General features: G+C 68.0%; 24 protein-coding genes. 18 read left to right on the top strand and 6 right to left on the bottom strand.

The features are described from left to right. Window positions 1–80 precede the first annotated feature (80 nt). Window positions 81–1313, top strand: a complete 1233-nt coding sequence (locus JC881_RS01405; protein WP_198783928.1) for an SAM-dependent methyltransferase — start codon at window positions 81–83, stop codon at window positions 1311–1313. A 238-nt stretch (window positions 1314–1551) separates the two neighbouring features. Further along, window positions 1552–3039, top strand: a complete 1488-nt coding sequence (locus JC881_RS01400; RefSeq protein ID WP_198783927.1) for an MFS transporter — start codon at window positions 1552–1554, stop codon at window positions 3037–3039. Window positions 3040–3042: 3 nt separating this feature from the next. Here JC881_RS01400 and JC881_RS01395 read toward each other — a convergent pair whose 3' ends face one another. Genes JC881_RS01395 through JC881_RS01375 form a run of 5 tightly spaced genes read right to left on the bottom strand, consistent with a single transcriptional unit; the run spans window position 3043 to window position 7134 of the window. After that, window positions 3043–3516: a hypothetical protein gene (locus JC881_RS01395; RefSeq protein WP_198783926.1), complete on the bottom strand. Its 474-nt coding sequence runs from the start codon at window positions 3514–3516 to the stop codon at window positions 3043–3045. 49 nt (window positions 3517–3565) lie between these two features. After that, on the bottom strand, window positions 3566–4423 hold the full coding sequence (locus JC881_RS01390; protein ID WP_198783925.1) for a substrate-binding periplasmic protein: 858 nt from the start codon (window positions 4421–4423) through the stop codon (window positions 3566–3568). Continuing rightward, window positions 4416–5243, bottom strand: a complete 828-nt coding sequence (locus JC881_RS01385; RefSeq protein WP_198783924.1) for an ABC transporter permease — start codon at window positions 5241–5243, stop codon at window positions 4416–4418. Before JC881_RS01385 ends, JC881_RS01390 begins: the two co-directional genes overlap by 8 nt. Then, window positions 5240–6049, bottom strand: coding sequence for an ABC transporter ATP-binding protein (locus tag JC881_RS01380; RefSeq protein WP_198783923.1), 810 nt, complete (start codon window positions 6047–6049; stop codon window positions 5240–5242). Before JC881_RS01380 ends, JC881_RS01385 begins: the two co-directional genes overlap by 4 nt. Window positions 6050–6063: 14 nt before the next feature. After that, the gene (locus JC881_RS01375) at window positions 6064–7134 is read right to left on the bottom strand and encodes an ABC transporter substrate-binding protein (RefSeq protein WP_198783922.1); all 1071 of its coding nucleotides are present in this window, start codon (window positions 7132–7134) and stop codon (window positions 6064–6066) included. A gap of 152 nt (window positions 7135–7286) precedes the next feature. On the opposite strand from JC881_RS01375, the gene mgrA reads away from it, so the two are divergent. From mgrA to JC881_RS01325, 10 genes are all read left to right on the top strand, one after another. Further along, window positions 7287–8327: an L-glyceraldehyde 3-phosphate reductase gene (gene mgrA / locus JC881_RS01370; RefSeq protein WP_198783921.1), complete on the top strand. Its 1041-nt coding sequence runs from the start codon at window positions 7287–7289 to the stop codon at window positions 8325–8327. A gap of 164 nt (window positions 8328–8491) precedes the next feature. After that, entirely contained in the window at window positions 8492–12610 is a 4119-nt protein-coding gene (locus JC881_RS01365; RefSeq protein WP_332875173.1) for a TOMM system kinase/cyclase fusion protein, read from the top strand. Window positions 12611–12627: 17 nt separating this feature from the next. Then, window positions 12628–13416 (top strand): BMA_0021/BMA_0022 family TOMM bacteriocin, encoded by a 789-nt coding sequence (locus JC881_RS01360; RefSeq protein WP_233101478.1) that lies wholly within the window; start codon window positions 12628–12630, stop codon window positions 13414–13416. Beyond that, a complete protein-coding gene (locus tag JC881_RS01355) occupies window positions 13394–14254 on the top strand; it encodes a class I SAM-dependent methyltransferase (protein WP_332875172.1) in 861 nt (286 codons plus the stop codon). Before JC881_RS01360 ends, JC881_RS01355 begins: the two co-directional genes overlap by 23 nt. Beyond that, complete coding sequence (locus JC881_RS01350; protein WP_198783920.1) at window positions 14244–16391, top strand: TOMM precursor leader peptide-binding protein; 2148 nt, start codon at window positions 14244–14246, stop codon at window positions 16389–16391. The genes JC881_RS01355 and JC881_RS01350 overlap by 11 nt, the downstream gene beginning before the upstream one ends. Before the next feature lie 26 nt (window positions 16392–16417). Next, window positions 16418–17353, top strand: a complete 936-nt coding sequence (locus tag JC881_RS01345) for an FHA domain-containing protein (RefSeq protein ID WP_198783919.1) — start codon at window positions 16418–16420, stop codon at window positions 17351–17353. A gap of 138 nt (window positions 17354–17491) precedes the next feature. After that, on the top strand, window positions 17492–18151 hold the full coding sequence (locus tag JC881_RS01340) for a hypothetical protein (protein WP_198783918.1): 660 nt from the start codon (window positions 17492–17494) through the stop codon (window positions 18149–18151). Between the two features lie 84 nt (window positions 18152–18235). Further along, window positions 18236–18814 (top strand): tail fiber protein, encoded by a 579-nt coding sequence (locus tag JC881_RS01335; protein WP_198783917.1) that lies wholly within the window; start codon window positions 18236–18238, stop codon window positions 18812–18814. A gap of 11 nt (window positions 18815–18825) precedes the next feature. Next, a complete protein-coding gene (locus JC881_RS01330) occupies window positions 18826–19248 on the top strand; it encodes a hypothetical protein (protein WP_198783916.1) in 423 nt (140 codons plus the stop codon). A gap of 8 nt (window positions 19249–19256) precedes the next feature. Beyond that, entirely contained in the window at window positions 19257–19592 is a 336-nt protein-coding gene (locus JC881_RS01325) for a hypothetical protein (protein WP_198783915.1), read from the top strand. Window positions 19593–19618: 26 nt separating this feature from the next. Here the strand turns inward: JC881_RS01325 and JC881_RS01320 are convergent, their stop codons facing one another. Beyond that, the gene (locus tag JC881_RS01320) at window positions 19619–19825 is read right to left on the bottom strand and encodes a dodecin (protein WP_198783914.1); all 207 of its coding nucleotides are present in this window, start codon (window positions 19823–19825) and stop codon (window positions 19619–19621) included. Between the two features lie 150 nt (window positions 19826–19975). Here JC881_RS01320 and JC881_RS01315 point away from each other — a divergent pair, with 150 nt between their 5' ends. The 6 genes from JC881_RS01315 (at window position 19976) to JC881_RS01290 (ending at window position 26011) form a co-directional block, all read left to right on the top strand. Further along, entirely contained in the window at window positions 19976–20173 is a 198-nt protein-coding gene (locus JC881_RS01315; RefSeq protein ID WP_198783913.1) for a hypothetical protein, read from the top strand. Between the two features lie 115 nt (window positions 20174–20288). Next, window positions 20289–21293, top strand: coding sequence for an LLM class flavin-dependent oxidoreductase (locus JC881_RS01310; RefSeq protein WP_198783912.1), 1005 nt, complete (start codon window positions 20289–20291; stop codon window positions 21291–21293). A gap of 46 nt (window positions 21294–21339) precedes the next feature. Further along, complete coding sequence (locus tag JC881_RS01305) at window positions 21340–22680, top strand: LLM class flavin-dependent oxidoreductase (RefSeq protein ID WP_198783911.1); 1341 nt, start codon at window positions 21340–21342, stop codon at window positions 22678–22680. Beyond that, a complete protein-coding gene (locus tag JC881_RS01300) occupies window positions 22680–23216 on the top strand; it encodes a GNAT family N-acetyltransferase (RefSeq protein ID WP_198783910.1) in 537 nt (178 codons plus the stop codon). Before JC881_RS01305 ends, JC881_RS01300 begins: the two co-directional genes overlap by 1 nt. Continuing rightward, window positions 23213–25051, top strand: a complete 1839-nt coding sequence (locus JC881_RS32550) for an amino acid ABC transporter permease/ATP-binding protein (protein WP_198783909.1) — start codon at window positions 23213–23215, stop codon at window positions 25049–25051. Before JC881_RS01300 ends, JC881_RS32550 begins: the two co-directional genes overlap by 4 nt. Window positions 25052–25081: 30 nt before the next feature. Next, window positions 25082–26011, top strand: coding sequence for an ABC transporter substrate-binding protein (locus JC881_RS01290; protein WP_198783908.1), 930 nt, complete (start codon window positions 25082–25084; stop codon window positions 26009–26011). The last annotated feature ends 6 nt before the right edge of the window (window positions 26012–26017 follow it).

The following is a 26017-nucleotide window of genomic DNA, read 5'->3' as shown; positions in this document are numbered from 1 at the left end:
AAATTTTTTCGTTATTGTTTTGCTCGCTGCAGCACCCCGGCGCACTGGCGCCGGGTGAACCTAACAACACGGAGAGATGCATGCTTTGGGAAAAAAAGCTGGCGCAGTGGAGCGCCGCCGTTCGCGACCGCGCCAACCTGCCGGCGCGCCTGACCTTGTGGGACGGCCAGTCGTACGACTTCGGCAACTTCAGCGGACCCTCGGTCACGCTGCACGTCAAGACACCCGCCGCGCTGTCGCTGATGCTGCAGCCCACGCTGGACAACCTGGGCGAGGCCTACGTCAAGAGCAAGATCGACATCGAGGGCAAGCTCAGCGACGTGATCGACATCGCCTACGGCCTGGCGAAGACCTCGATCGACAGGCAGGGCGGGGCGCTACAGAACATGGCGCGCTATTTCACGCACACCAAGTCGTCGGACAAGAAATCCATCCAGTACCACTACGACGTTTCCAACGCGTTCTACCAGCAGTGGCTGGACCCGAACATGGTCTATTCGTGCGCCTACTTCGAGAACGGCGACGAAGACCTCGCCACCGCGCAGTTGAAGAAGATCGACCACATCCTCACCAAGATCGACCTCCGGCCAGGCCAGACGCTGCTGGACATCGGCTGCGGCTGGGGCGCACTGGTGATCCGCGCCGCGCAGAAGTTCGGCGCGCGCTGCGTGGGCGTGACGCTCTCGCAGAACCAGTTCGACCTGGCCAACGAGCGCGTGAAGGCCGCGGGCCTGGCAGACCGCATCGAGATCCGCCTGCAGGACTACCGCGACGTGACCGGCCAGTTCGACCGCATCACCAGCGTGGGCATGTTCGAGCACGTGGGCCGCAAGAACCTGCCCGCGTACTTCAAGCGGGTGCAGGAACTCCTGGCCGACGACGGCGTGGTGATGAACCACGGCATCACCTCGTCCGACCCCGAGGGCGGTGGCGTCTCTTACGGCGGCGGCGACTTCATCGACCGCTACGTGTTCCCCAACGGCGAGCTGCCGCACATCAGCCTCGCGCTGCAGGCCATGCAGCAGGGCGGGCTCGAAGCCTTCGACATCGAGAACCTGCGCCGCCACTATGCGCAGACCTTGCGCTACTGGAGCGACAGCTACGAAGCCAACAGCGAGAAGCTGCACACGATGGTCGACGAGGAGAAATTCCGCATCTGGCGCGTGTACCTCGCGGGCTGCGCCTATGCCTTCGAGAACGACGACGTGGCGATCTACCAGATCGTGGGACGCAAGGCCGGCCGCGCGGCGAAGACGCTGCCCTGGTCGCGCCGCTACATCTACGACGGCACTTCGGCGCTGAACGCGGGCTGAGCCGGCGCGCTACGCGGGGCCGCGAAAGCCGGCCTCGATGTTGTTGCGCCCGGATCGAATCCTCTGGCGACAAGGCGATATCGCAAGCCCGTTCGATCGCGCGAACAAGACAGCGCGAGTGCCCGAGCGCCAGCACGGATCCGCGCGCCCCGATAGCATCGACGCCTCGCGGCCCCGCCACCTCACCTCAGCTTGCCGGACACCTCCGTCCGGGGCAGCTTCAGGCCCGACACACCCCATGAGCGCCAGCACCAAAACTACAAACCGCCCCCTGGTCATCGCATCGATCATGGCCTCCATGGCCATGGTCGCCATCGAAGCCACCATCGTCTCCACCGTCATGCCGCAGATCGCCTCCGAACTCGGCGGGCTGCATCTCTACAGCTGGGTCTTCGCCTCGTTCCTGCTCGCGCAGACCGCGATGACCGTGGTGTTCGGCAAGCTCTCCGATCTGTACGGCCGCAAGCCCATCATGTTCGTGGGCATCGCGATCTTCATCATCGGCTCGGTGCTGGCGGGCTTCTCGTGGTCGATGCCGGCCATGATCTGCTTCCGGCTCATCCAGGGCATCGGCGCGGGCGCCATCCAGCCGGTGTCGCTCACCATCGTCGGCGACCTCTACCCGGTGCGCGAACGCGGCAAGGTGCAGGGCTACCTCGCGAGCGTGTGGGCCGTTTCGGCGGTGGTCGGGCCGATGATCGGCGCGCTCATCGTGCAGAAGCTGTCGTGGGCCTGGATCTTCTGGGTCAACGTGCCCATCGGCCTGGCCGCGGCGGCGGGTTTCTGGTTCTTCCTGCACGAGGCGCCGACGGTGCGCCGCTCGTCCATCGACATGGTGGGTGCGGTGCTGTTCACCGTCGGCATCGCGTCGCTGATGATCGCGCTGACCGAGTTCGGCGTCGGCAACTCGGGCGTCGCGCTCGCATGGGCGGGGCTCTTCGTGGTCACGCTCGCGCTCTTCATCGCGCAGGAGCGCCGCGCGGCCGACCCGATGGTGTCGCTCAAGCTCTGGGGCGCCCGGATGATCGCCACGGTCAACGGCGCGGCGATGCTCGCCGGCATGGTGCTGATCGGCATCACCACGTTCCTGCCGATGTACGTGCAGGTGGTGCTGGAGCGCTCGTCGGTCACGGCCGGCCTCACGCTCACGATGGTGATGCTGGGCTGGCCCATCGGCGCGACGCTGACCTCGCGTACCTTCCACCGCATCGGGCTGTGGCGCATGGTGGTCGTGGGCGCCGCGCTGATTCCGGTGGGCACCGCGACCTTCGCGCTGCTCGGTGCCGGCAGCTCGCCGGTGCTGCCGGCCATCGGCTCGTTCATCATCGGCCTGGGCATGGGCGTGATGAGCCTGAGTTCGCTGATCCTGATCCAGGAGGGCGTGGAGCTCTCGCAGCGCGGCATCGCCACGGCGTCGAACGTGTTCTCGCGCAACCTGGGGAGCGCACTGGGCGCGGCGTTCTTCGGCGCGGTCTTCAACCTCGGCCTGACGCGCGGCGACGGCAGCATGATGTTCACCGACGACGAACTGCGCCTGCTGCTGCAGGGCGTGCACGGCTCCGTCGCGGGCGATGCGGGCATCCGCCTCGCGCTGGGCAGTTCGCTGCACCTCACGTTCCTGATGATGCTGGTCGTGAGCCTGGGCGTGGTGGCGCTGGCGTTGTGGCTGCCGAAGGAAGGGCTGGAGAGTTCGGCCGCTCGGGAAGCCAAGGCGGCGCAGAAGTAGGGCTCAGCCCAGAAGCGTGGCGATGGCCCACGGCACCACGAAGCCCGCGACCAAGGCTGCGACCATGAACAGCAGGTCCTTGAGATAGACAGGCGTTTTCGTGATCGCTCCACCCACCGAAACCAGCATGATCGACGAGACGACCAGGACCGAGAGCGCGATCGGGCCCGACGAGAGCAGGTAGTCGTACACGCCGCCGACCAGAAGGCCGACGAGCGCGATGCCGAGAAAAGCGATGGGCCGCGATATCGGCTGCTGCTCGGCCTTGGGCGCGTCCGCCGGCGCGGCCGCGGCGATCGCCGATGCATGCCACATGACACCGCCGAACAGCGCGAGCAGCGTGACTGTGGCGACGGCGCCTGCGCCGAACCCGGGGAAGACCTGCGCCAGCGCCATGCCGATTGCGAAACCGAACAGCGCGGCAAGCAAGACGCGCCAGAGCAGGATGGCGAAAAGAAGACCGATGAGTTCGTCCATGGCGGCCATTCTGCCGTCATGCGGAGCCTGGACATCGGCGGCCCTCAGTCTAGGAGTGGCAGACAAACCCATCCTTGAGCAGCGTGATCTCGAACTGCAGGTTGCCCGCCCGCGCACCGCGCGCCTTGCTCAGCGTGCCATCGGCGCGCCATTGCCGCAGCGCCGCGGCCAGGTAATCGCGTGACACGCTATCGCCCTCCGGCAAGCGGATGGCTGCATCCGCTGGCGGACGCAGGTCGCTCGCCAGCGGCTTGTAGAAGCGCCATTCCTCGTTCTGCATGAGCCGCTCCAGCACCTCGCCGTCCTCGGCGAGCGCGGCGCATTCACCGGCCATGAAGGCCGATGCCGCATGCACGGACGACGGATAGCTGCGCGGCTCGGCCCCATAGCGTTGCGACACCGCGCCCGCATAGCCCGAGCCTTCGCCGACGCATACCGTGGCACCGCGCAGCGCGGACGCCGCCTGCACCTTGCCGCGGCGCAGCGCGACCACGAGGCCGCGGCCGATGTCGTAGCTGCCGGGTGCGGCGGCGATGTCCTGCGCAGTCTGCGCGGGCACGCCGGCGACCAGCAGGTCGATGCGGCCTTCGCGCAGCGCGGCTTCCTGCGCGGCCGCATCGAGGCCGACCAGTTCCAGCGGCACCCCGAGCGACTGCGCCACCTGCCGGGCCAGCGTGGCGTCGAAGCCATCGGGCTCGGGCGGCGTCGGCGCCTCGGGCGGGGCGGGACGTGGATAGCGACGCACGCCGACGACGAGCTTGCCGCGTTCGATGGCGCGGGCGAGCACCGGGCCTTTCGGCAGGCTCGACAGCGAGGGCGTCGCGAAGGCCCAGGCGCCGCCGATGCCCGCGAGCGCCACGGCCGCAATGAGCGCCGCGCCTGCCGCCGCCAGCTTGCGCTCAGTCATCGAGGCTCAGCCCCTTGCGCCAGCGCAGCAGCCGCCGCTCCAGCAAGGCGAGCAGGTAGTTGAGCAGCAGCCCGAGCACGGCCAGCAGCAGGATGCCGGCGTACATCGTCGGGATCTGGAAGGTCTCTTGCGAATTGAGCGTGAGAAAGCCCAGGCCCGAGTGCGCGCCGATCATCTCGGCCGCGACCAGCGCGGTGATGCTGTAGGCCCCCGCGAGCCGCACGCCGGTGAAGATCGACGGCAGCGAGGCCGGCAGCACCACCTTGAAGAAGATGAAGCGCTGCGAGGCGCCCATCGACAGCGCCGAGTTGACGAGCAGGCGATCCACTTGCTTGACGCCGCTCACGGTGCTCAGCAGCACGGGCCAGAACGACGCCCAGAAGATGATCGCCACCTTCGACAGCTCGCCGATGCCCAGGAACAGGATGAACACCGGAAACAGCGCGAAGGCCGAGGTCTGCCTGAAGAGCTGCAGCACCGGATCGACGATGGCCGCCAGCCGCTTCGAGCTGCCGATCAGCAAACCTAGCACCACGCCGAAGAAGCTTGCGAGCAGCAGGCCCCACAGCGAGCGCTGCAGGCTCGCGGCCAGGTGCTTCCAGAGCTGGCCGGTATCCACGAGCTGCGCGATGCTGGCGATGACGGCGGAGGGCGGGCTCAGGTAGGCGTCGCTCACGATGCCCAGGCGCGGCAGCGCCTCCCACAGCGCCAGGAAGACCGCGATGCCGATGCCGCGTTCGGCCACGCGGGCGAAGCTGCGCGCGAGCTTGACGAAGCGGTGGGGCGTGCGCGCTGCGGGCGCGTCGAGCACGGCGCTCATGACACCACACCTTCCAGCGACCGCGGCTTCAGCCCGGCCTGCACTTCATCCTTGAGCACCTCCCACGCACGCTGGCGCAGCGCGGCGAATTCGGTCGAATGGCGAATCTCCGCCGAGCGCGGGCGCGCGAGCGGGATGTCGATGATGTCCTTGATGCGGCCCGGCCGCTGCGTCATCACCGCCACGCGGTCCGAGAGGTACACCGCTTCCTCCAGGCTGTGCGTGATGAAGACGATGGTCTTGCGGTACTGCTCCCAGATGCGCAGCAGCTCGCCCTGCAGGATCTCGCGCGTCTGCGCATCGAGCGCGGCGAAGGGCTCGTCCATCAGCAGCACGTCGGGCTTGTAGGCCAGCGAGCGCGCGATGGCCACGCGCTGCTTCATGCCGCCCGAGATCTCGTGCGGGTAGCGGTCGGCAAAGCCGTGCAGGCCAACGAGCTCCAGGTATTCGTGCGCGGTGCGGCGGCGCTCGGCCTTGCCGATGCCGCGTATCTCGAGCCCGACCGCGATGTTGTCGAGCACCGAGAGCCACGGAAAGAGCGCATAGCCCTGGAACACCACGCCCTGGTTGCGGTTGATGCCCGCGAGCGGCTGCCCGTTGATGGCGATGCGTCCGCCGGTGCGCTCGGTGAGCCCCGCCAGGATGCCCAGGAACGTCGACTTGCCGCAGCCCGAGGGGCCGAGCACCGAGAGGAATTCGCCCTCGCGCACATCGAGGTCGAAGCCATCGAGCACCCGCACGCGCTCGCTCGCGCCGCGCGCGGCGTAGTCCATCCGCACGTCGCGGGCCGAGATCTTGAGGCTCATGGCGCGTGTGCGGTTCAGGACTTCGCGGCCGGCTGCGCGAAGGGATTGAATTCGTTGGTGTACACGTCCTTCACCGCCACCTTGCCCGCGGCGAGCTTGCCCTCGGACTGCAGGATGTCGATGTAGTACTGGATCGGCGGCTCGGTCACCACCAGGTCGTCGACGTAGGCATAGCGGTCGACGTTCTTCAGGTCCATGTTGATGCGCTTGGCCACGAGCTTGCGCGCTTCCTCGGTGTTGGCGTTGACCCAGTTGCCGGCCTTGGCGAGCGCGGCGACCACGTCGCGCACCGCCTCGGGGTGCTGGCGGATGAACTGGCCGTGCGCGCTGTAGGGCGCCATGCCGCCCAGGCCGCCATCGAGGTCGAAGTCGCTCCACAGGCGCACCAGCGACTCGGCGTTGTCCGCGCGGCCCGAGAAGGGCGCATGGATGATCGCGAGATCGGTGTTGCCCGTCACCAGCGTCTGCTCGGCCTGCTCGTCGGGAATGACGACGAAGTTGATCTTCGTCACATCCACGTCGTGCTGGCGCAGGTACTTCTTGGTCACGAACTCGGCGCAGGCGCCGAAGCTGTTGAAGCCGATGGTCTTGCCTTCGAGGTCCTTCGGATTGCGGATGCCCGAGTCCTTGCGGACGAAGTACTTCATGTGCGGCGCTTCCTGCAGCGTCTTGCCGCCCGCGGCCACCACCTTGAGGTCCGCGCCCGACGCGATGGCCGAGATCACCAGTGGCACCATGCGGCTGCCGAAGTCGATCTCGCCCGTGCCCACGAGCGGAATGATCTGCGGCGCGGCGATCTTGCCGACGTACTCGGGGTGGGTGTTGGTGCCCTCGAAGTAGCCGAGCTCGTCGGCCAGGTAGATGAGGTCGAACGACGGGTTGTTGGGGTACTTGAAGGCGACCTTGTCGCCGGTCTTCTTCACCACGGCCGGGCCGCTGGCCGCTGCCGCCTTGTCTTCCCGCGAGCAGCCCGCCAGGGCCAGGCTGCCGATGGCCGTGACGGATGCGAGAGATGCAAGCGCCTTGAGCGCCACGCGGCGCGAAGGAATGGAAGAGGGCGTCTCGGAGAGCGTCTCGATGGGCATGACGGCGCGCTCCGGTACGGGAGCGGTGGGGCTGGTTGGGAAGCGACGATCCTAGAAAGCCCTGCGCGCGTCACCAACGAAGAAAACCGCGCATGCATATGCGCAAACACGCGGGCATCATGTCGCTCCCTTCCCACTCTTCTGCTCACGCCATGACCTACCTTGCCGCCGCCGAGCGCTACGACGCCATTCCCTATCGCCGCGTCGGGCGCAGCGGGCTCGTGCTGCCCGCCATCTCGCTCGGGCTCTGGCACAACTTCGGCGACAGCACGCCCATCGACGTGCAGCGCAAGCTCTTGCACACCGCGTTCGACCTGGGCATCAACCATTTCGACCTGGCCAACAACTACGGCCCGCCATATGGCAGCGCGGAGACCAATTTCGGCCGCCTGCTGCGCGAGGACTTCAAGGCCTACCGCGACGAACTCATCATCTCCAGCAAGGCCGGCTGGGACATGTGGCCCGGCCCGTATGGCCAGGGCGGCGGCTCCCGCAAATACGTGCTAGCGAGCCTCGACCAGAGCCTGAAGCGCCTGGGCGTGGACTACGTCGACATCTTCTATTCGCACCGCTTCGATCCGCACACGCCGCTGGAAGAAACCGCCTCTGCACTCGCGCAGGCCGTGCAACAGGGCAAGGCGCTGTACATCGGCATCTCGTCGTACTCCGCGGGCAAGACGCGCGAGATCGCTGCGCTGCTGCGCGAGTGGAAGGTGCCGCTGCTCATCCATCAGCCGGCCTACAACCTGTTCAACCGCTGGATCGAGAAGGACCTGCTCGATGCCACCGGCGAACTCGGCGCGGGCGTGATCGCCTTCACGCCGCTCGCGCAAGGGTTGCTCACCGACAAGTACCTGAAGGGCATTCCGGTCGATGCGCGCATCAACCGTCCGGGCGGCGGTTCGCTCAAGCAGGAGCACCTGTCTCATGACAACGTGGAACGCGCACGCGCGCTCAACGAGATCGCCCAGCGCCGCGGACAGAGCCTCGCGCAGCTCGCGCTGACGTGGACGCTGCGCGATCCGCGCGTGAGTTCCGCGCTCATCGGCGCGAGCCGGCCCGAGCAGATCGTCGACAACGTCGCAGCACTGCGCCACGCGCCGTTGAGTGCCGAAGAGCTTGCGGAGATCGACAAATACGCGGTGGAAGGCGGCGTGAATCTCTGGGAAAAACCGTCGACCGATTTCGCCTGAACGCAGCGGCCGCACGCGCGAATTCTTTCAGCGTAATAGCGGTCACACACGTAATAGAAAGACCGCCAGAGCCCTTGCGCGGCGGCTTCTTTTAAAGATTTTTCGATCGAAAAAATCACCCCGTCAGCTACAGTAACAAATCGTGTTTCAAACGATGGTGTTGCGTGGCAATCCTTGTTGCGGCGCCCGTCGGATGGCGTTTGCCGATCAACAAGAAGATGGGGGCTGAAATGCAGGACGCCGTCATTGGCCGCGGCGACGCAAGCGAGTCGGTCGCACAGCACATTCCCGGCTACGACCTGTTGGACGTGCTGGGCGCGGGCGGCTATGGCACGGTCTATCGCGCCATGCAGCGCCGCACGGGCACCGTCGTTGCCGTGAAGGTGGTGAAGGTCGAGGACGGCAAGCAGCGCGTCGCACGCTTTCACCGCGAGACCAAGCTCTGCGCAGCATTGCACCACCCGCATATCGTGCAGTTGCTCGACAAGGGCGAAGAGGGCGACTGCGTGTACGGCGTCTTCGAATACGTGCCTGGCGAAACGCTGCGCAGCCTGGTGCGGCGCAGAGGCTCGCTGACCGCGACGGAGACCGGCCATCTCATGGCCGAGGTGCTCGATGCGCTGGACTGCGCGCACCGCGCCGGCATCGTGCACCGCGACTTGAAGCCCGACAACGTGATGGTCACCTTCACCGGCGCAATGCCGCATGCGAAGGTGCTGGACTTCGGCATCAGCACCGTGATCCCGCTGCACAGGGGCCTTCAGTTTCCAACGCTCACGATGGCCGAGGAGTGCCTGGGCACGCCCTCGTACACCGCGCCCGAGCAACTGCGCGGCGAGCCGCCCAGCGTGCGCTCGGACCTCTATGCCTGGGGGTTGATGTTCCTCGAATGCCTGACGGGTTCACCCGCCGTGCGCGGCGAATCGACAGCCGAGATCTTTCACCAGCAGCTCAGTCCGCTGGAAGTGCCGCTGCCGGCGGAGATCGCCGGGCATCCCGTGGCCGCGCTGCTGCGGCAAGCGCTCAAGAAGAAGGCCGACGAGCGCTGCGGCTCGGCGGCCACGCTGCTGGCCGAACTCGGGCGGCTCAGGCTCGACAACCTCGTGGGCGCACTGCGGTCCGCGCAGCAGCAACAGCAACAGCTGCACGACGATCCGCTCACGCGCACCGTGGCGTCGCCGCGGGCCTTCTCCGAGAAACGGCAGTTGACGGTGCTGTGCTGCAGCGTCGCGGTGTGGCCCGATGCGGGGGAGGGTGAAGACAGCGAAGACGTCGAAGGCACCGTGCCGCCGTCGGACATCGAAAAACTCGAGCTCCTGCAGCGCGAGGAGCTCGGCCGTTTCTCCGACGTGGCCACGCGGCGCGGCGGCCTGCTGGCGGGCACGCTGGGCGACCGGATGATCGTGCTCTTCGGTTACCCGCACGCAAGCGACACCGACGCGCGGCAGGCCAGCATGACGGCGCTGGAACTCACGGCCCTCGGCCACAGCCGGGCCGAGGCCATCCGCCAGGCGCACGGTGCGCACCTGGGCATCCGCATGGGCATGCACACCGGCATGGCCGTGGTGGCCGCGGGCGAGATTCCCTCGGGCCACGCGGTGAGCGTGGCGATGCGCCTGGAAGGCGTGGCCGACATGGGAACGCTGCTGGCCAGCGAGAGCAGCTACCGCCTGCTGTCGCGCCACGCGCATTTCGATGCGGCCGGCAGCGTGAGCCTGCCGGGGCAATCGGCCGGCATCCAGACCTTCAGGCTCAATCCGCAGAAGCCGTCGTTCTCGCCGCCCATCGCCGTTGCGGGCGCGTTGGGCCACCGCTGCATCGGGCGCGACCCGGAACTCGAACTGCTGCGCACCCAATGGGCGGAGGCCTGCCAGGGCCAGGGGCGCGCGGTGTGGATTCGCGGCGAGCCGGGCATCGGCAAGTCCTGCCTCGTCGACGTGCTGCGCGAGCACGTGGCGCAAGAAGGCCGAAGGTCCGTGGGTGCGCAGTGCCAGCCCGAACACCAGAACAACGCGCTGACGCCGTTTCTCTCGCTGCTGCGCCAGCAACTCGATGCAGTGCCAGGTGCGTCGCCGGACAGCCGCCGCGATCGCCTGCAAGAGGCGTTGCATGCCGCCGGTTGCGATGCCCAGTCCGTGGTCCCGATCTTCTGCGCGTGGTTGTCGCTGCCGCTGGGCGCGCACGAGGCGAGCCAGATGTCGCCCGCGATGCAGAAGGCGCTGCTGCTGCAATCGACCGCGCAATGGCTGCTGCACATGGCCGCATCGGCGCCGCTCCTGCTGGTGGTCGAAGACGTGCATTGGGCCGATCCGACGAGCATCGAATTTCTCGAGAGCCTTGTTGCGCAACTCGTGGACCGGCGCGTGCTGCTCGTGCTGACCGCGCGGCCCGAGTGGACCAAGCCGCCGGCCCTGGAAGCCGAATGCATCGAGGTGCGAAGGCTCGACGACGCGCAGGCCACGCAACTGGCCCGCCAGGTGCTCGCGCCGAGGACGGTCGATGCCGCGGTGATCCGCAACATCGTCGCGCGCACCGACGGCGTGCCGCTCTTCGTCGAAGAAATGGCGCGCATGCTGCTGGACAGCTACCTGGTGGAAGCCGACGGCACCTGGGTCTTCAAGGACGCGGTGCAGCCGGCGGCCATTCCCGTCACGCTGCGCGATTCTCTGGTCAGCCGCTTCGACCGGCTCGGCGCGGCCAAGAGCCTGCTCCAGCTGGCCGCCACCGTCGGGCGGCAGTTCGATGCGGAATTGCTGTCCGCCTGCTCGGGCAGGAGCCGCGAGGCGGTGGACTGGGAATTGCGGGCCCTGCGCGAGGCCGGCCTGGTCATGCCGGCCGAGCCGTCCGCCGCGGAGAGCGGCGCCTTCATCTTCCGGCATGCACTGATCCGCGACACCGCCTACGAATGCATGCTGGTCGCGCAGCGCCGGCAGCAGCACGAGCGCGTGGCGCAGACGCTGATGCGCCGCTACCCGCAGCGCGTGGCCAGCGAGCCGGGCGGCGTCGCGCAGCACTGGGCCGACGCGGGCGATCACGCGCAGGCGGTCGCGCTCGCGGTGCGGCAGCTTCGCCTCACGCAGCACCGCTCGCTCAACGACGAGACCATCGCCTATGCGCAGCACATCGACGGCTGGGTCGCGCGGCTGGACGGCAACGCGCAGCGCGAGGCCCGGCTCGACGTGAACAGCTACGTCACGCAGGCGATGATGAACAAGCACGGCTGGGCCCACGCGCAGGTGGTGGACCGCATCGCGCTCTCGCAGGAGCTGCTGAACGACACGGTGGCACGCGAGAAGCAGGTGCAGCACCTGTGGACCATGATCACCTTCCACCATGTCGCGAGCAACCGCGACGAGGTGCGGCGGCTGAGCCACCGGCTGCTGGGCCATGCGCGGCAGCAGGAGGACAAGGGCGTGTACGTCGCCGCGCAGACCTACCTGGGCCTGGCGCACTATTCCGACGGCCGCTTCGCCGTGGCCGAGGTGGCGCTCACGGACGCCATCGACTGCTACAGCCCCGAGGCGCATGCGCACCATGCGGCCGAATTCGGTTTCGACACGCGCGTGTGGGCGACCACCGGGCGCTCGCTGGTGCGCTGGTTCGCCGGCCACGACGAGGCAGCGCGCGCCGATGCCGCGCAGGCCGTGCAGTGGGCGCGCGAGATGTCGCACATTCCGTCGCTGAGCATGGCGCTGCTCTACCAGAGCCTGGGCCACCAGGCGCGCGGCGACCGGGCCGCCGCGCTCGCGAGCACGACCGAGCTGCTGGACATCACCGCGCGCTACGGCCTGCCGGCGTTCCAGGGCTATGCGGACATCATCCGCTGCTGGTCGACCGGCGACCTTGCGGACATCGCGCAGGCCGACGGCACCGTGCAGGCGCTGTGGAACATGGGGTGCCGCTACTGCCAGACCTACTACCGCGCCTTCGCCGCCGAAACGCTCGCAAGCCACCAGCGGTGGGTCGAGGCGATCGCGCGCATCGACGACTGCCTGCAGCTGGTGGCGCAGCTCAACGAGGGGCTCTACAGCGCCGAGCTGCACCTGAAGAAAGCCCGCTACCTGCTGGGCGCGGGCGGCGACCGCGCGGCGGCGGTCCAGAGCCTTTCGCATGCCGCGGCGCTGGCGCGCGAGGGCGGCAAGCACCGCACCGAATTCGACGCGCTCACCGCACTGCAGGCGCTCGCGCCCGTGAGCGACGAGGCTCGCGACCGCATGAAGGATCTGGCCGCGATGCGGCCGGAGTTGTCCCCGCGCAAGCGACCGCCTGCGCAATTTTCTTGAACAAGGAAGAAGTCATCATGACCCAGCGCCAAAGTGCCGAGCCGTTGCTCGAATTCCGCCTCGCCTACCTCAGGGCCATCGCGCGATCGTGGCAGGACGATGCGTACCGCCGCGAACTGCTCGACCAGCAAGACATCCAGCCCCTGCTGCACCGCGACTTCGGCCTGCCGACGCTCTGGCCGCAGCTGGACATCAGCCTGCACGTGGACAGCAACCCCGCGATGTGGGCCGAGTGGAAGCCGATGCTCACGGCCGGCTGGATCGGCCCCGACGACGCCTTCGTCATCGTGCTGCCGGAGGCGCCGGCGGCGCTCGCGCCCGAGGCGCTCGCGGCCTACTACCAGGTGTTCCCCAACTTCATGGGCTCGGCGGCCGCGTTCGACCCGCCGCCCGCGCCGCCCGGACCGGTGCAGGGCGCCTTGCCCACGGGCCTGGGTATTCCGGGCGGCGGCGCGGATTCGCTGCTGGCCTTCGGCGGCGTGGTGCTGCGCGCCATCGCGCTCGCCTGGAAGTCGCCGGAGTTCCTGGCCGAGCTCACGCGCGCGCCGGGCACCGACAAGGCCCCGGTGCTGAGCCAATGGCTGGGCTACAACAACCCGTTCAACTTCGAGATCCGCATGGCCACCAACCCGCAACTCACCTGGGATGCCAAGCGCGGCGCGTGGAACCTGAAGGGGAGCGACGGGGCGCTGATCAAGAACGCCATCCAGCTCAACTACCCGCAGCCGCCGGTGGAAGAGGGCATGCGCGCGATCGCGCTCACCGCCTACAACAACACGGGCAGTGCCTATCCGTTCACCTGCTGAGCCGAAGACCGCGCTGCAAGGCGCCACGGCGACGCTGCTGCTGACGCTGGCCGCGCGCGCCAGTGCGAGTGGTGCGAGCGGTGCGACCCACGATGCCGCGGGGTCGGTGTTCTCCGATCCCGAAGCGGAGCGCATCGCCGCGGCGATGGCGCTCGACCTTGCAGCGTATGCGGGGGATGCGGCGTTCGTGCGGGGCGTGGTCTCGCGGGCCGCGCTGATCGATCGCTTCGCGGCGGAGTTCTTCACGGCGCATCCGCACGGCATCGGCGTCACGCTGGGCGCGGGGCTGTGCACGCGCCGCAGTCGATTGGGCGGGCACAGTGGCGTCGACTGGCTCAACGTCGACCTGCCCGATGCCGTCCGGCTGCGTGAAGCGCATGTGGCGCCCGCCGAACAGGAGCGCAATCTCGCATGCTCGGTGCTGGACCCCGCGTGGCTCGACGCGGTGGCGTTGCACGGCGATCGTCCCGTGCTGCTGATGCTGGAGGGCGTGTGCCCCTATCTGCCGCAGGCGCCGCTGGAAGTCATGCTGCATCGCATGGCCGAATGGTGCGACGGGCGTTCGGCGACGTGTGCGCTCGTGCTGGACTACGTCCACCCGATCCTCGCGCGCATGCCCGTGCAGGTGGGCGGCATGCACCTGCCGGTGGTGTCGGGGTTCGAGGATTCGGCACGTGTCGCGGCCATCCATCCGTCGATCCGCGTGCGCTCCGAAGACCACCTCTATGCGCAGTTCTCCGAACAGCACCGGCTCTTCGAGACCGCCTTCCAGGCGACGAGCGGCCAATGGCCCTATACGGTCGCCCGCTTCGCATTGGGATCGCCGCATGACGCGTAGCCCGCCGCCGATGGACCTCTTCACCGACGTCTTCCGATGGCATGACAGATACCTGCCGCCGCTGGTGCAGCCGGACGGACTGCTGCTGCTGAGCGAGACCGAACTGCTCTCAGTCGGCTCGCCGGGTGTGCTGGCCGTCGAACGCGTGCTGCGCGAAGGCGTGAGCCTGGCTTCGCACTGCCGCACCGAGGGGCCGCCCGCGCTGCTGGCGGAAATGCTGCATGCGCTGGAGGCGCTGGTGCGGCAGGGCCTCGTGAGGCCGGTGCGCGGTGATGGCGCGGCGCGGTACGTCGTTCCGGACTTCTCGTCGCCGGGCGCGCGTGTGCGATTGAATGAGCAGGCGGATGTCGTCGTGCTGTCGAAGGCGGTGGATGAAGAGGCTGCCTTGCGCTGGTGGCATGAGGTGGCAAGCGGCGGTGCGTTGACGATCGTGTTCTGCGACGACTACCTCGATCCCAGGCTCGGGCAGATCGACGCAAAGCAGTGGGCAGACAAAAGGCCCTGGCTGCTGGTCAAGCCGAGCGGAGAGCAGGCGATGGTCGGGCCGTTGTTCGCGCCGCACGAAGCGACGGCATGCTGGCATTGCCTCGCGCACCGCCTGCTGCGGAACCAGCCTGCACGGGCCTGGTGGCAAGCCCGGCATGGCGGCGAAGCCATCGGCGTGCCGGTGCGCGCTGACCGCGAACTCATCGAGGCACGGTTGAAGGACTTGCTTGCGTTGGCGAGGGGCACCGTCGCGCAGCGCAGTCAGCAATTGTGGACGCTCGACCCTCTGCAGCCGCATACCGTCGTGGCGCGGCCCCAATGTCCGCACTGCGGAGACGCCGGGCTCATGGCACGGCTGCAGCGCGAGCCGGTCACGCTCGCGCCTTGTCTTGCCAGCGCGCGGCCCGACGGCGGCTGGCGCACGATGCCTGCGTCGGCCACGGTCGCGCGCCTGGCCTCGCACGTCGATCCGCTGTGCGGCGTCATCGCACGAGTCGTGCCGCTGGGCGACGAAGTGGAAGACGCGTTGACGGTCTACCGCAGCGAGATCTTCAGGACGCCGGCCGCGCACGGCACTTCTCCCGCGAACGCGCTGGCGCAGGTGTGCCTCGGCAAGGGCATGTCTACCGAGCAGTCGCGTGCGAGCGCGATGTGCGAGGCGATCGAGCGGTATGCCGCTTTCCATCAGGGCGATGAAGCCTTTGTCATCGCGGCGGCATCGGCGCTGGATGCGCGTTGCATCCCGGCGCACGAGCTCGCGCGCTTCAGCGAACGTCAGCGCGAGGAGGGGAAGAGGCCGCCGCACGCGGTCGCCCTGCAGGCCGCTTCGGCGAACGACACCGCCTGGTGGGCACCGGCGTGGTCGCTGACATCGAACGAACGTTGTTACCTCCCACTGTCCTTCTGCTACGCCAACGCACCTGCGCAGAGCCAACGTCACGCGGTATGGACATCGAACGGCTGCGCCGCCGGCAACACGCGCGAGGAGGCCATTCTTCAAGGCTTCCTCGAACTTGTGGAGCGCGATGCCGCGGCCATCTGGTGGTACGGGCGGATTCAACGGCCGGCCATCGACCTCGGCATCCTGTCCGCCGAGAGCCTCGCGCGGGTCGCACGCGGCCTCGGGCCGTCGTGGCACTACTGGATGCTCGACATCACCCACGACTTCGGCATTCCGGTGGTGGCCGCCATCGGCCGCCACCGAACGACCGGCGACTGGGCCATCGGCTTCGGCTGCAGTCCGAATCCCGTGCTGGCTTGCGAACGCGCGCTCACGGAAATGAGCCAGTTGATCGCGGCTGAAAAGAAGTTCGTCGTTCCGCATTCGGACGATGCGAACGGCGCGCCACGTTTTCTCATGCCAGGCGACGCAACGCCGATGCGTCCGGCCGCCTGTGCCGCAGAAGCAGACATCGCGCAGGAGATCGCCCGCTGCGTAGGCATCGCCTCGGCCCTCGGCATGGAGACCGTGGTGCTCGACCACACGCGGCCCGACATCCCGCTGTGCACCGTGAAGGTGGTCGTGCCGGGCCTGTGCCACATCTGGCCCGAACTGGGCAACCCGCGCCTGTACCGCGTGCCGGTCGCCATGGGATGGCGCAGCGCGCCTTTGCAGGAGAGCGACCTCAATCCGCAGGCGCTCTACGTCTGACGCAAGGCAGAAGGAAAAAAGCAACGATGGCCGTCTTCAGGAACAAGCTCGATCAACGCGGCACCGTGCTGCGCCCGCTGCACGCGTTCGGCCGCCGCCCCTCGGCCTGCCAGACGGTGCTGCAGGCGCCGGATATCTCGCAGATCCACGCGCTGGCCCGGTGGAACCGGCAGGCCTGGGAGATCGTCGACCAGAGCCGCAACGGCACCACGCTGAATGGCGAGCGCCTGCCGAACGGCCGCTGGACCGTGCTGCCGCCAGGCGCCGAAGTGCGCCTCGGCCTGGGCGAGGAATCGGTGTGGATCGCCGAGGATCTCGCGCCGCCGGTCACCTGTCTTTTTCCAGGCGAAGGGCATGGCACGCCGCTGCCGTTGAGCCTGCGCGAGAACCTGCTGCCGGATGCGAACCAGCCCGAGGCGAACGTCTATTTCCACGAAGGCCAATGGGTGCACGAGCACATCGACGGCATCGATCGCCTGGCCGATGGCGCGATGGTCCGCACCGCCGGCAGCACGTGGGAGTTCGTGCTGTGCGACGACCTGGAATCGACCGCGGTGAACACGATCGCGACGGCATCGTCGCAGCCCGTGGACGTGGCGTTGCACTTCAACGTGAGCCAGAACGAGGAGCACACGAGCCTGAACCTGGTAACGGGCGGCAAGTCGGTCTCGCTCGGCGAACGCATCCACCACTACACGCTCGTGACCCTCGCGCGCGTGCGTTCGCAGGACGCGCAACGCGGCCTGGCGCCGCAGAGCCAGGGCTGGATCGCGCTGGACGAGCTCTCGCGCATGCTCGGCGTGGAGCCCTCGTACGTGAACATCCAGATCTTTCGCGCGAAGCACCAGATCCTCAATGCGCTGCCCGCGCAGCCGGCCGATGCGCAACTGGTCGAGCGGCGGCGCGGCGACGTGCGCTTCGGCAGTTTTCCGTTTCTCATCCAGGGCGGCGCGCAGGGCTGAGCGGCTGCGCATTCCGCAGACTGCGGTGGGTGTAATTGCCTGTAATTCCGTTGAGGGCGACGGCTCCCTAGAGTCGGTTCCAGTTCGCAGCCACCGTGGCGCGAACTGTTCAACCAACCACTTCTTCTGGAGAGCGTCATGGGCAAGACTTATTCGATCACCGTCAACAACCGTGCAAGCCATTCGGCATTTTTCATGGTGTTCCAAAACGACCCCACGAGTTGGTCGCCGAACGCCCTGTCGCTCGCCTGGTTCGCCAAGTACTCGAACCCGAGCACGACCGCGCGCGTCAAGTTCGAGTGGTCCGTCGAAACCGGCTTCTCGTGGGCCGAAACGGGCGAACTGAAGCCCGGCATCCAGTTCGCCGCGACCGAGCTCTACATTCCGCACAACGGGCTGAACAAGATCACGCTCGACTACAACGGCGCCTACCAGTTCATCGACCCGGCCGCGGGCGCGGACAAGGACCGTTACTACCTGGCCGAGACCAAGAGCATCCCGCTCAAGTCGCAAGCCGCCGTCGGCGTGACCATGTCGGGCAGCACCGTGTATGCGGTGCAGGCGCGCCCCAACCAGAACCTGACCTTCTCGCCGCACCCCGAGTACTTCATCGCCTACGGCGACTACGTCGAGGGCGACGTGATCGACGTCAGCAGCGTCAACAATCCGCTGCGCCTGGCGTACCCCACCGGCGTCTACGCGCTGACCACGACGCTCAATGTCGACGGCACGTGGGACAACCCCACCACGCTGGCCCAGGCCAACCAGAAGCGCCTGCAGCTGCTCGAAGCGGCCTGAGCCCCCCAGCCTGTCACACCACCGGCCCGAAGCGCGACGGCGGTTGCCGCCGTTCGCCCAAGGCCGGGCTGAAAGGACCTCGACATGTTCGATGCATGCCTCATCGGCAGCGTCTGCGGCTTTGCCGGACAGGTGAACCCCGTTTCGGGCGACGCCAACAACATCTGGAAAAACACCGCATGCACGAGCCAGAACTCGGTGGCCGCGCCCCGGCGCGACGACATCCCGATCAGCTACCTCGAGCAGCAGGGCTGGATGCTGTGCGACGGACGCAAGCTCAAGGCGAGCGCGTACCCGGAGCTCTTCGCCGCGCTGGGCTACCTGTACGGCGGCGCGAGCGAAGACTTCTGCATTCCCGACTACCGGGGCCTGTTCCTGCGCGGCAACGACGCCGGCTCGGGCATGGACCCGGATGCGGCGGCGCGCATCGGCCCCACGGGCAGCGGCACCGTCAACGGCGTGGGCTCCTACCAGTGCGATGCGATGCAGACGCACACCCACACCTACAAGGCCGTCACGCTGGCCGCGGTGTCGCAGAGCGGCAATGCGGCGGGGCAGTCCTCGGGCGACCTGGAGACCACGGTGCCGAACAAGCCCGCGCGCCTCACCTCGGAGACGCGGCCGAAGAACCTGTCGATCAACTACATCATCAAATTTCGCTGAGGGCGACGATCATGAAAAGAACGAACCAACTTGCCTTGCTGTGCGCCGCGGCGCTGGCCTTCCTGAGCGGTTGCCAAGGCCTCGCGTCGGCGCCCGAAGCCGCCCTCGTCGATGCGCAGTGCGTCGTCACGCCGGCCGGCTACCAGCACATCTTCGCGCGCCATTGCACCGCGACCTCGGGCGCGAGCCAGCTGCTGCCGCAGTACTGCACCAACGCGGCCGCGGCGCAGAACTTCTGCCGGATGGTGCAGGGCGCGGTCAACAAGACCCGCGTGGTCCAGCCCGACAACCGCATCCGCTACGACGCCAACCTCGGCCAGGTGGTCGGCACGGCCGGCGAGAAGTGCGGCCGCCTCATCATCGAGGGCGCGGCCAACGGCACGGTGGTCACGGAGTTTCCCGAACTCGCCGGCGCACCCGGCAATTGCCAATAGCATCCGGCATGCGTCGAATCATCCAGGTGCCCGAAGGCGTCGGGCCCGACATGCCGGGCCTGCACAGCCTCGCTATGGAAGAGACCGTCTGGGAGGACGGCTATTCGCTGGTCATCGACGAGCTGGACAGCGGCACCCTGCAGACGTTCTGGAAGCACTACTACGGCGCCTCCGCCGAAATGGTGATCGCCGGGCGCGAGGTGGCCGTGTTCCGCAAGGAGATCATGGCGGTCGCCCCGGCCTGCTCGGGCAAGCCGGCGGTGTTCGAGTTCCTGCTGGCGCTCTCGCGCATGTGTGCGCGGGCGCACCGCGAGAACCACAGCCTGCACGTGATCGCGGACTGAGGCCGCAGCGCGAAGCCGGGTGCGCGCTACTCCAGCGTGAACCCGATCTTCACCGTCACCTGCCAGTGCGCGATCTTGCCGTCCACCACATGGCCGCGCATCTCGGTGACGGTGAACCACTGGATGTTGCGCACCGTCTCGTGGGCCTTGGCGATGGCGGTCTGCACCGCGTCCTCGATGCCGACGGGCGACGAGCCGGTCAGCTCGAGGGACTTGTAGACGTGGTTGGACATGTCTGTGCTCCTTGTGGATTGGCGTAGGGGCATCGTAGTCACGGCGTGCCGCGGCAGGTGGAATTTTCTGCATCAGGTAACTCGCAATCCGTCTTTGCGATCCCGGGGCGGCTGCGCAGAATCCCCGCAGCGTTCATCCGGAAGTTACCCATGCCACAGCGCAGTTCCTATGTTTCCCCGGCGGCACAAGCCCGCCTTGTCGTCGCGCTGACCACGGCGACGTGGCGCATTGCGCCGTCTTCGCCGCACGAGGTGGCGCGTCGCGCGCCGCATGGCTATGTGCCGATCCGGGCCATGCGCCGGTTTCACGCGGCGGCCGCGCCGGCCTTGCTGCCGCATTCGTGGTGAGCAGCGCGCCCCTGAACAATATGCAGATATCGATAGAGGAAATCAGCGCAAGCGGTGCGCGTGATGCCCAAGAGAATTCGCAGCAATTCTTTCAAGGGCGTCATTGCTGCACACCGTGTCCTATTCGCTGTCCCTCCTCGACAAGAGCCTGATCCCCGAAGGCGCCGACGCCGCCCAGGCGTTCCAGCACACGATCGCGCTGGCCCAGAGCGCCGAGCGCCTGGGCTACCGCCGCTACTGGCTCGCGGAGCATCACGGCAACCGCGGCTATGCGGGCTCGGCGCCCGAAGTGCTGGCCTCGCATGTGCTCGCGAAGACCTCGCGCATCCGCGTGGGCACCGGCGGCGTCATGCTTCAGCACTACAGCCCGTTCAAGGTCGCGGAGACCTTCCGTGTGCTCGCGTCGCTCGCGCCGGGCCGCGTGGACCTGGGCGTCGGCAAGGCGCCCGGCGGGCTGCCGCTCACCAGCAGGGCGCTGCAGTGGTTGCACGATCCGGTGAAGCAGAAAGAAGACTTCGCGCTTCGCCTCGCCGAGCTCGATGCATTCCTGCATGACGGCGTCGCCGCGGACCATGCGCTGGCCGGTGCGGTCGCCACGCCGAATCCGCCGCAGTTGCCGCAGCGCGTGCTGCTCGGCGGCACGCCGGAGAGCGCGACGCTCGCGGCGCGCCTGGGCTGGGAGTTCGTCTACGCGGGCCATTTCAATGGCGACCCGGTGAACATCGGGCAGTCCATCGAGGCCTACCGCTCGGCCACCGGCCGCGCGCCCTTGCTCGCGCTCTTCGCCTTCGCGGCCGAGACGCACGAGAAGGCGGCCGAACTCGTCGGCGCGCTGCGCAGCTTCAAGGTGCATCTGCCGAGCGGGCAGAGCGTGAACCTCGGGAGTCTCGAAGCCGCCGCCGAGTTCGCGCGGCAGGCCGGCGTGACCGACTACCGCACCGAAGAACGGCGTCCGCATGTGATCGCAGGCACGGCCGACGAGGTGCGCGACGCGCTCGATGCGCTGAGCGAGCGCTACGGCATCGAGGAGTTCGTCATCGACATCCCCGTGGCCGGTTTTGCCGAGCGCGCCACCGCCGTCGAGCTGCTGGCCCAGGCGCGCGAACCCGCGCTGGCCTGAGCGCCTTCACCAGTTTTCCTTTCCACCTCCAGAAGAACACACCGCGATGAGCAACATCAAGTTCGGCGTCATGCTGCAAGGGGCCGGCAGCCACATGAATTCATGGAAGCACCCGGGCGGTCCGGCCGATGCCAGCGTGAACCTCGACTTTTTCGTGCGCACCGCGAAGAAAGCCGAAGACAACGGCATCGCCTTCGCCTTCGTGGCGGACGGGCTCTACATCAACGAGAAGTCGATCCCGCACTTCCTCAACCGCTTCGAGCCGATCTCGATCCTGTCGGCGCTCGCGACGGTCACCTCGAAGATCGGCCTGGCGGGCACGGTCTCCAGCTCGTACAGCGACCCGTTCACCGTGGCGCGCCAGTTCGCATCGCTCGACCTGATCAGCGGCGGGCGCGCGGGCTGGAACGTGGTGACCACGCCGCTGGAAGGCAGCGCGAAGAACTACAGCCGCGTGCACCCCGAGCATGCGCTGCGCTACGAGATCGCCGACGAATACCTCGCGATCACGCAGGGCCTGTGGGACAGCTGGGACGACGACGCCTTCACGCGCAACCGGGAGAGCGGCCAGTTCTTCGACCGCGAGAAGCTGCACGCGCTGGACCACAAGGGGCGTTTCTTCCAGGTGGCGGGGCCGCTGAACATCCAGCGTTCGCCGCAGGGGCAGCCGGTGATCTTCCAGGCCGGCTCGTCGGACGCGGGCGTGGGCCTCGCGGGCAAGTACGCGGATGCGGTGTTCACCCATTCGCCCTCCATCGAGGAGACACGCGCCTTTCTCAAGCAGGTGAAGGCCAGCGCGGTGGCGCAAGGCCGGCAGGCCGACGACGTGAAGATCTTTCCCGGCATCGGTCCCGTCGTCGCGGCCACCGAGGAGGAGGCCGAGGCCAAGTACCGCGCGATCCGCGAACTGCTGACCATCGAGGAAGCATTGGCGTACCTCGGCCGCTTCTTCGATCACCACGATTTCAGCCAGTACCCGCTGGACGAGGCCTTCCCCGAACTGGGCGATATCGGCCGCAACAGCTTTCGCTCGACCACCGACCGCATCAAGGCCAAGGCGAAGGCCGGTGGCCAGACGCTGCGCGAAGTGGCGCTCGAAGTCGCCACGCCGCGCACGCAGTTCGTGGGCACGGGCGAGCGCATTGCCGGCGAGATCATCCGCTGGGTGGACGAGGGCGCGGCCGACGGTTTCATCCTCGGCTTTCCGGTGCTGGGGCAGGGGCTGGACGACTTCATCGAGTTCGTCGTTCCGGTGCTGGTGGCGCGCGGCCGCTACCAGCGCGAGCTGCCCGGGCAGACGCTGCGCGATCACCTCGGCCTGCCGCGCAAGGCGAGCCGCCATGCGAGCGCGGGCAACGCCATCGACGCCGCACGAAAGGCCGCGTGATGAGCGAGCAGTTCGTCTACACCACGCCGCTCGATCCGCGCGCCCAGCCGCTGCTGGAAGGCCTGAGCTTCGAGTACGACAGCCGCTACGGCGACGTGCTGCGCGAGCCCGGCGCGCCGCGAGAAATCGACCGCTATCCGCCCGAGGTGTTCGCACCGCCGCACGGCAACTTCGTGCTGCTGCTGCGGGACGGCATCGCCATCGGCGGCGGCGCCTTCATGCGGCATGACGAGCGCACCGCGGAACTCAAGCGCGTGTGGACGCGCACCGACCTGCGCCGGCAAGGCCTTGCGAGCAAGGTGCTGCTGGAGCTGGAGGCACTGGTACGGCGCCAGAGCTACGAGCGCATCTATCTCACGACCGGCTTTCGCCAGCCCGAGGCTGTGGGCCTGTACCGCGGCCATGGCTACACCGCGCTGTTCGAGGAAGCGGTGGACCCCGAGACGCCGCGCAAGCTGCCGTTCGAGAAGCATCTGCTTGTGCCGCGACACCATGGCCAACACGCCGCGGCGTCGAGCGAGGCTGCGCAGCGATGAACACGACCACCCTCCTCGACGTGGGCCCCGAGCCGCGCAACCCGGCGCCGGCTCGCCCCGTGGCCCGGCCCGAGCCTTCGGCGCCACAGCAGGCCGCGCCTGCAAAGGGCGACTACTCGCACTTCCGCGTGGTGCCCGCCAAGTACCCGGCGCGCACGGTGGGCACGGTGTTCGCGGTGCTGCTCATCGGCATCGTGCTGCATTCGGTACTGACCAATCCGCGCTGGGGCTGGGGCGTTTTCGCGCAGTGGTTCTTCGCCGAGCCGGTGCTCGCCGGGCTGGGCCGCACGCTGTTGCTGACGGCGCTGGGCGCGGTCTTCGGCTTCGTGCTGGGCACGGGCCTGGCGCTTGCGCGGGTCTCGCGTTCGCCGCTGCTGGCGCGGCTGTCGTGGGTGTTCACCTGGCTCTTCCGGTCGGTGCCGATCATCGTGCTGCTGCTGATCATCAACAACCTGGGCTATCTCTACGAGACGGTGGCGCTGGGCATTCCGGGCACCGACATCACCTTCTTCTCGTACCCGACCACGCAGCTGATCAGTCCGTTCATCGCGGCGCTGCTGGGCCTCACGCTGAACCAGGCGGCCTTCGCCTCGGAGATCGTGCGCGGCGGCATTCTTTCGGTGGAGCAGGGGCAGCTCGAGGCGGCGGCGGCGCTGGGACTTTCGCGCAGGCGGCAGGCCTTTCGCATCGTGCTGCCGCAGGCGATGCGCACCATCCTGCCCACGGCGTTCAACGACATCATCGGCCTGGCCAAGGGCACGTCGAACCTCTACATCCTCGCGCTGCCCGAGCTGTTCTACACGATCCAGATCATCTACCGGCGCAACCTGGAAGTGATTCCGCTCCTGATGGTGGCCACGGTCTGGTACCTGGTGATCCTCACGGTGCTGTCGGTCGCGCAGCACTACATCGAGCGGCATTTCTCGCGCGGTGCGCTGCGCAATCCGCCGCGCTCGCGCCTGGCCGGCGTGGCACGCGGGCTCTGGCGGTCGAAGGCGCCGGTGGCGACCGAAGCGGTGGTGTCTTCGCCGCCCGCACCGGTGCTGGTGCCGCGCTGGACCGATCCGCTCACGCTGGGCGGCGAGGTCACGATCCATGGCGTGTCCAAGAGCTTCGGCGCGCTCAAGGTGCTCGACGACGTGACGCTCACCGTGCCGCAAGGCAGCGTGACGGTGATCCTCGGGCAGTCGGGCTCGGGCAAGTCGACGCTGCTGCGTTCCATCAACCACCTGGAGCGCGTGGACGACGGCTTCATCGCGATCGACGGCGAGCTCATCGGCTACCGGCGCGACGAAGACACGCTGTACGAGCTGCACGAGAAGGAGATCCTGCGGCGCCGCGTCGACGTCGGCATGGTGTTCCAGAACTTCAACCTCTTCCCGCACTTGACGGTGCTGGAGAACATCGTCGAGGCGCCGGTGTCGGTGCGCGGCCTGGCACGCGGGGAGGCCGAGGCGCTGGCGTCGGAGCTGCTGGTGCGCGTGGGCCTGGGCGACAAGACGCATGCCTATCCGCGCCAGCTCTCGGGCGGCCAGCAGCAGCGCGTGGCCATCGCCCGCGCGCTCGCGCTCAAGCCCAAGGTGCTGCTGTTCGACGAGCCGACCTCCGCGCTGGACCCCGAGCTGGTGGGCGAGGTGCTGGCCGTCATCAAGGAGCTCGCGCGCTCGGGCACCACGCTGGTCATCGTGACGCACGAGATCGGCTTTGCCCGCGAGGTGGCCGACACCATCGTCTTCATGGAGCAGGGCCGCATCCTGGAGACCGGCACGCCCGACAAGGTGTTCAACGCGCCCTCGCATCCGCGCACGGCCGAGTTCCTGGCCAAGGTGCTTTGACCCATTTTTCCCCTGACTGAAATTCTTCCCATGATCCATCGCAAGAACCTCCTCTCCGCGCTTCTGGGCGCCGCCATGCTGCTGCTGCTTCCCCTGGCGGCCTCGGCGCAGCCCGCCACCGACCTGAGCCCCGAGCAGGCCGGCCGGCCGCGCGCGCAGAAGCTGGACGAGGCCATCAGGCTCGCCAAGGACTTCAAGTTCCAGAAGGAGGGCGTTCTCGTCGTCGGCACCACCACCGGACGCCTGCCGTTCGCTGCGTATGCGACCGACACGAAGACGCCGGTGGGCAATGCCCCCGACATCGCGCAGCTGGTGGCCGACAGCCTCGGGCGCAAGCTCGAGCTCGTCTCCACCGCGTGGGCCGACTGGCCGCTGGGCCTTCAGTCGGGCAAGTTCGACGTGGTGGTGTCCAACGTCACGGTGACCGAGGAGCGCAAGGAGAAGTTCGATTTCTCCACCTACCGCAACGACCAGCTGGGCATCTACGTGAAGTCCGACAGCAAGCTGGGCGCGATCAAGGAGCCGAAGGACATCGCGGGCCTGAAGCTCATCGTCGCGGCCAGCACGAACCAGGAGCAGATCCTCCTGCGCTGGAACAAGCAGAACGTGGCGGCGGGCCTGAAGCCCGTGGAGATCCAGTACTACGACGACGATGTGGTGCAGCGCCTGGCGCTGCAGTCGGGCCGCGCCGATGCGTATGTCGGCCCCAACGCCATCGCGGCCTACGAGGCGCGCGACGGCAAGACGCGGCTCGCGGGCCTGGTCTCCGGCGGCTGGCCGCTGAATGCCGAGATCGCCGTGACCTCGCGCAAGGGCTCGGGCATCGCCGAGGCCATCACGGTTTCGCTGAACGCGCAGATCAAGAACGGCAACTACGCGAAGGCGCTCTCGCGCTGGAGCCTGGGCTCCGAGGCGATCGAGGTGGCGCGCACCAACCCGCCCGGCCTGCCGAAGAACTGAGGCCGC

This window comes from Variovorax sp. IB41, assembly GCF_016405905.1.
Classification (GTDB): domain Bacteria; phylum Pseudomonadota; class Gammaproteobacteria; order Burkholderiales; family Burkholderiaceae_C; genus Variovorax.
This window is presented reverse-complemented; position numbering and strand designations above follow the sequence as displayed.

Coding starts and splice junctions, on each gene's coding strand:
- JC881_RS01330 (WP_198783916.1), top strand. CDS start 18,826: ATGAAAAGAACGAACCAACTTGCCTTGCTGTGCGCCGCGGCGCTGGCC.
- JC881_RS01380 (WP_198783923.1), bottom strand. CDS start 6,049: ATGAGCCTCAAGATCTCGGCCCGCGACGTGCGGATGGACTACGCCGCG.
- JC881_RS01395 (WP_198783926.1), bottom strand. CDS start 3,516: ATGGACGAACTCATCGGTCTTCTTTTCGCCATCCTGCTCTGGCGCGTC.
- JC881_RS01335 (WP_198783917.1), top strand. CDS start 18,236: ATGTTCGATGCATGCCTCATCGGCAGCGTCTGCGGCTTTGCCGGACAG.
- JC881_RS01405 (WP_198783928.1), top strand. CDS start 81: ATGCTTTGGGAAAAAAAGCTGGCGCAGTGGAGCGCCGCCGTTCGCGAC.
- JC881_RS01325 (WP_198783915.1), top strand. CDS start 19,257: ATGCGTCGAATCATCCAGGTGCCCGAAGGCGTCGGGCCCGACATGCCG.
- JC881_RS01290 (WP_198783908.1), top strand. CDS start 25,082: ATGATCCATCGCAAGAACCTCCTCTCCGCGCTTCTGGGCGCCGCCATG.
- JC881_RS01385 (WP_198783924.1), bottom strand. CDS start 5,243: ATGAGCGCCGTGCTCGACGCGCCCGCAGCGCGCACGCCCCACCGCTTC.
- mgrA (WP_198783921.1), top strand. CDS start 7,287: ATGACCTACCTTGCCGCCGCCGAGCGCTACGACGCCATTCCCTATCGC.
- JC881_RS01340 (WP_198783918.1), top strand. CDS start 17,492: ATGGGCAAGACTTATTCGATCACCGTCAACAACCGTGCAAGCCATTCG.
- JC881_RS01350 (WP_198783920.1), top strand. CDS start 14,244: ATGACGCGTAGCCCGCCGCCGATGGACCTCTTCACCGACGTCTTCCGA.
- JC881_RS01345 (WP_198783919.1), top strand. CDS start 16,418: ATGGCCGTCTTCAGGAACAAGCTCGATCAACGCGGCACCGTGCTGCGC.
- JC881_RS01390 (WP_198783925.1), bottom strand. CDS start 4,423: ATGACTGAGCGCAAGCTGGCGGCGGCAGGCGCGGCGCTCATTGCGGCC.
- JC881_RS01300 (WP_198783910.1), top strand. CDS start 22,680: ATGAGCGAGCAGTTCGTCTACACCACGCCGCTCGATCCGCGCGCCCAG.
- JC881_RS01320 (WP_198783914.1), bottom strand. CDS start 19,825: ATGTCCAACCACGTCTACAAGTCCCTCGAGCTGACCGGCTCGTCGCCC.
- JC881_RS01305 (WP_198783911.1), top strand. CDS start 21,340: ATGAGCAACATCAAGTTCGGCGTCATGCTGCAAGGGGCCGGCAGCCAC.
- JC881_RS01315 (WP_198783913.1), top strand. CDS start 19,976: ATGCCACAGCGCAGTTCCTATGTTTCCCCGGCGGCACAAGCCCGCCTT.
- JC881_RS32550 (WP_198783909.1), top strand. CDS start 23,213: ATGAACACGACCACCCTCCTCGACGTGGGCCCCGAGCCGCGCAACCCG.
- JC881_RS01375 (WP_198783922.1), bottom strand. CDS start 7,134: ATGCCCATCGAGACGCTCTCCGAGACGCCCTCTTCCATTCCTTCGCGC.
- JC881_RS01360 (WP_233101478.1), top strand. CDS start 12,628: ATGACCCAGCGCCAAAGTGCCGAGCCGTTGCTCGAATTCCGCCTCGCC.
- JC881_RS01400 (WP_198783927.1), top strand. CDS start 1,552: ATGAGCGCCAGCACCAAAACTACAAACCGCCCCCTGGTCATCGCATCG.